The 4,128-nt window shown below is 67.1% G+C and carries 3 protein-coding genes; 1 reads left to right on the forward strand and 2 read right to left on the reverse strand.

All coding sequences use genetic code 11. From position 1 onward, the window contains the following. The coding region (locus HZB86_12250) for a PAS domain-containing protein (protein ID MBI5906294.1) at positions 1-926 on the reverse strand (926 nt) is incomplete at its 3' end. Then, a complete protein-coding gene (gene dusB / locus HZB86_12255; GenBank protein MBI5906295.1) occupies positions 923-1,882 on the reverse strand; it encodes a tRNA dihydrouridine synthase DusB in 960 nt (319 codons plus the stop codon). The genes dusB and HZB86_12250, both read right to left, overlap by 4 nt. A 162-nt stretch (positions 1,883-2,044) precedes the next feature. Between dusB and HZB86_12260 the strand changes: the two genes are divergently transcribed. Beyond that, on the forward strand, positions 2,045-4,128 hold a 2,084-nt coding region (locus tag HZB86_12260), incomplete at its 3' end, for a sodium-translocating pyrophosphatase (GenBank protein ID MBI5906296.1).

Consider the following 4,128-nt stretch of genomic DNA (forward strand, 5'->3'; position numbering starts at 1 on the left):
ATTCCGACCCCGTTGTCCGCGATCTCGACGTCGAGGAAGGAGCGCTTCCTTCCCCGCCCCACCGCGAACCGGTAGTTCACGTTCATCCGGGCCTCGATCCGCACCGTGCCGGACGATTCGATCGATTCCACGGCGTTCTTCATCACGTTCAGGAGAGCCCGGTACACGGTGTCGCGGTGCCCGGAGACCGGCGGAAGGCTGGGGTCCACGCGAAGCTCGAACGTCACGCTCTTCCCCTGCGCCCGCGAATCCGACGCGAGGAGCTGCTCCGCCTCCCGCAGCAGCGGGGCAAGGTGGAACGGGCGGGGGTGCGGGGGCGCCTTCCCCATCTCCAGCATCTTCTCCACGAGGTCGTTGATCCGGCGCGCCTCCCGCAGGATCAGCCGGACTCCCTCGGTCCGCTCCTCCGCGGGCCCGTCCTCCCGCAGGATCCACTGCGCCGCTCCCAGGATCCCCCCCAGCGGATTCTTGATCTCGTGCGCGATCCCGTACGCCAGCATCTGCATCTCCTCGGCGCTGGTGGCCGCCTGCTCCTCCTTCCCCACGAGGGACAGGATCTCGGAGGACTTGACGGACAGCACGGCCCCCTGCGGCTCGCCGCCCTGGCCCGCCAGAGGGGACGCCCCGAGCATCACCGGGATCGTGGGACCGCGGTCGCCCCCCACGTTTCGGCCGCCGGCCGCCGGCCGCAGCTCGACGTCGAACCCGGTCACGGGGGTGTGCTCCTCGAGCGCTTTCCGCAGGATCCGGACCGCCCCGGGGCTTCCGCGGAAGACGGTGCGGAAATGCCGGCCCGACAGGGCCTGGGAGGAGCCTTGCAGGATCTCCTCCGCCGCCGGGTTGATGTAGGCGAGCTTCCCCGCGGCGTCGAACACGAGGATGCCGACGTTGACCGACTCGAGCGTCCGCCGGAGGAGGTCGCTCAAAAGAACCGCTCCACGACCGCGCGGAACGTCGCGGGATCCGCCACGCGGGGCAATTCCGCGCGGAACGCGGAAGCCCCCGGGATCCCGCGGCTGTACCAGGCGAGGTGCTTTCGCATCTCCCGGATCCCGTGCGTCCCGTGCCGCGCGAACATCTCCTCCCCGTGCCGAAGGATCAGTGCGCGCTTCCCCGCGGGAGCGGGGGAATCCGCAATCGGCGGGAATTCGCACGACCCCGGGCGCCACCGCAATGCCCGCTGCGTCTCCCGGAAGATCCACGGGTTACCCATCGCCGCCCGGCCGATCATCACGCTGTCGCACCCGGTATCCGCGAGCATCCGCGCCGCGTCGGCCGGCGACCCGACGTCCCCGTTCCCGATCACGACCCGGTCCGGGAACGTCCCCTTCAGCGCCGCGATGTGTCCCCAGTCCGCCCTGCCGGAGAACATCTGCCCGCGGTGCCGCGGGTGCAGCGTCACGGCGGACACGCCGGCCCCGAACAGCTCGCCCGACACCTCGAGGTACGTCTCCCGCTCCGTCCCGAACCCCGACCGGATCTTGGCGGTCACCGGGATTCCCGCGGCGCGGACCGCCGCCCGGGCGATCTCCCCGGCGAGGCGGGGGTTGGCCAGGATCGCCGATCCCGAGCCTCCCCCCGTGACTTTCCGCACGGGGCACCCCATGTTGATGTCGATGAAGTCGAACCCCCTGCCGGCGGCCAGGGCGGCGGCCTCGGCGATCTCCCCCGGGTCGGAACCGAACAGCTGCGCGCCCACCGGACGCTCCGCCTCCTCGTAGGCGAGATACCTCCCCGACCGGTCCGGGTCGCAGAGGAGCCCCTTCGCCGACACCATCTCCGTGACGACGATGTCCGCCCCGTTCTCCCGGCACAGCCGCCGGAACGTGGTGTCGGTCACCCCCGCCAGCGGCGCGAGGATCAGTTTCCCCCGGAAATCCATGCCCTTACTATAGCACTTGACCCGCGCCGGGCGGCGTGGTACAAATTGCCCGTTTAACAATCGACCGGCCGCCCCGGGCTCGTCTACGGGCATGCAATATTACGCAGAATCCGGCGGATGTCCCGCCACGCTTTATCCAGTAAAAACAGATACGGAGGGGCCATGACTGACACGGTTGTCGCACGGATTTCCGCCCTCGCGAGGAGGCTGTTCCCCGCGATGGCGACCCTGTTCCTGCTCCTGCTGGCCACCGCGGCCAACGCGAGCGAGGCGGATCTGGTGATCCCCGACCTGGCGAAGGAAAGCTTCCTCGGGATGACGGGCCACACGCTGCTGCTGTACGGGCTCGTGATCTGCGTCCTGGGCATCGCCTTCAGCCTCGTCCAGTTCTCGCAGATCAAGAACCTCCCGGTCCACAAGTCGATGCTCGAGATCTCCGAGCTGATCTACGAGACGTGCAAGACGTACCTGATCCAGCAGGGGAAGTTCCTCGCCATCCTGTGGGCCTTCATCGCCGCGATCATGGTCTGGTACTTCAGCCGGGAGATGAACGCCTTCAAGATCGCCATCATCGTCATCTTCAGCATCGTCGGCATCCTCGGCAGCTACTCGGTGGCGTGGTTCGGGATCCGGATGAACACGTTCGCCAACTCGCGGACCGCCTTCGCGGGGCTCCAGGGCAAGCCGTACCCGACGATGGCCATTCCGCTGAAGGCCGGGATGAGCATCGGGATGCTCCTGATCGCCGTCGAGCTCGTCCTCATGCTCTTCATCCTCCTCTTCGTCCCCGGCGAGCTGGCCGGTCCCTGCTTCATCGGCTTCGCGATCGGCGAGTCGCTCGGCGCCGCGGCGCTCCGGATCGCGGGCGGGATCTTCACCAAGATCGCCGACATCGGCTCCGACCTCATGAAGATCGTCTTCAAGATCAAGGAGGACGACGCGCGGAACCCCGGCGTCATCGCCGACTGCACGGGCGACAACGCGGGCGACTCGGTCGGCCCCACCGCGGACGGCTTCGAGACGTACGGCGTCACCGGCGTGGCACTCATCACGTTCATCCTCCTCGCGGTCGGACAGAAGCTCGACCCCGCCGCCAAGAGTTCCATCCAGATCCAGCTTCTGGTCTGGATCTTCGTGATGCGCATCGGGATGATCGTGACGAGCGCCGTCTCCTACGGGATCAACGGCGTCTACAACAAGGGGAAGTACGGGGAGTCGAAGAAGTTCAACTTCGAGCACCCGCTGACCTCCCTCGTCTGGCTGACCTCGATCGTCTCCATCGCGATGACGTACCTCCTGTCGTACCTGCTGATCCCGACGCTGGGCGGCGGGACGCTGTGGTGGAAGCTCTCCACGATCATCACCTGCGGAACGCTGGCCGGCGCGATCATCCCCGAGCTGGTGAAGATCTTCACCTCCACCAACTCGGGCCACGTCCGCGAGGTGGTCACGGCCTCCCGCGAGGGCGGCGCGTCGCTCAACATCCTCTCCGGCCTCGTGGCCGGAAATTTCAGCGCATACTGGATGGGGATGGCGATCATCGCCCTGATGGCGGGCGGCTACGCCGTCTCCACGATGGGGCTGGCCGACATCATGGTGGCCCCGGCGATCTTCGCCTTCGGCCTGATCGCCTTCGGGTTCCTGGGGATGGGACCGGTCACGATCGCCGTCGACTCCTACGGCCCGGTGACCGACAACGCCCAGTCGGTGTACGAGCTCTCCACGATCGAGACGATCCCGAACATCTCCACGGAGATCGAGAAGGATTTCGGCTTCAAGCCCGACTTCGAGAACGCGAAGGTGTACCTCGAGGAGAACGACGGGGCCGGCAACACCTTCAAGGCGACCGCCAAGCCGGTGCTCATCGGGACCGCCGTCGTCGGGGCGACCACCCTCATCTTCTCGATCATCCAGCTGCTTTCGGCGAAGTACGGCACGACGGGGCCCCAGGGGATCTACGAGGGGCTCTCCATCATGAACCCGCTCTTCCTGCTGGGCCTCATCACCGGCGGGGCGGTCATCTACTGGTTCTCCGGCGCCTCCACGCAGGCGGTCTCCACCGGCGCCTACCGGGCGGTGGAGTTCATCAAGAAGAACATCAAGCTCGAGGGCGGCGGCGAGAAGGCGTCGGTCGAGGACAGCAAGAAGGTCGTCGCGATCTGCACGCAGTACGCGCAGAAGGGGATGTTCAACATCTTCCTGGTCGTCTTCTTCAGCACGCTGGCGTTTGCCTGCGTGAACCACTA

The organism is Deltaproteobacteria bacterium (assembly GCA_016234845.1).
Classification (GTDB): domain Bacteria; phylum Desulfobacterota; class Deferrimicrobia; order Deferrimicrobiales; family Deferrimicrobiaceae; genus JACRNP01.

Bases quoted from the DNA above. Each gene is read 5' to 3' on its own strand.
- dusB (MBI5906295.1), bottom strand. From the start codon at position 1,882: ATGGATTTCCGGGGGAAACTGATCCTCGCGCCGCTGGCGGGGGTGACC.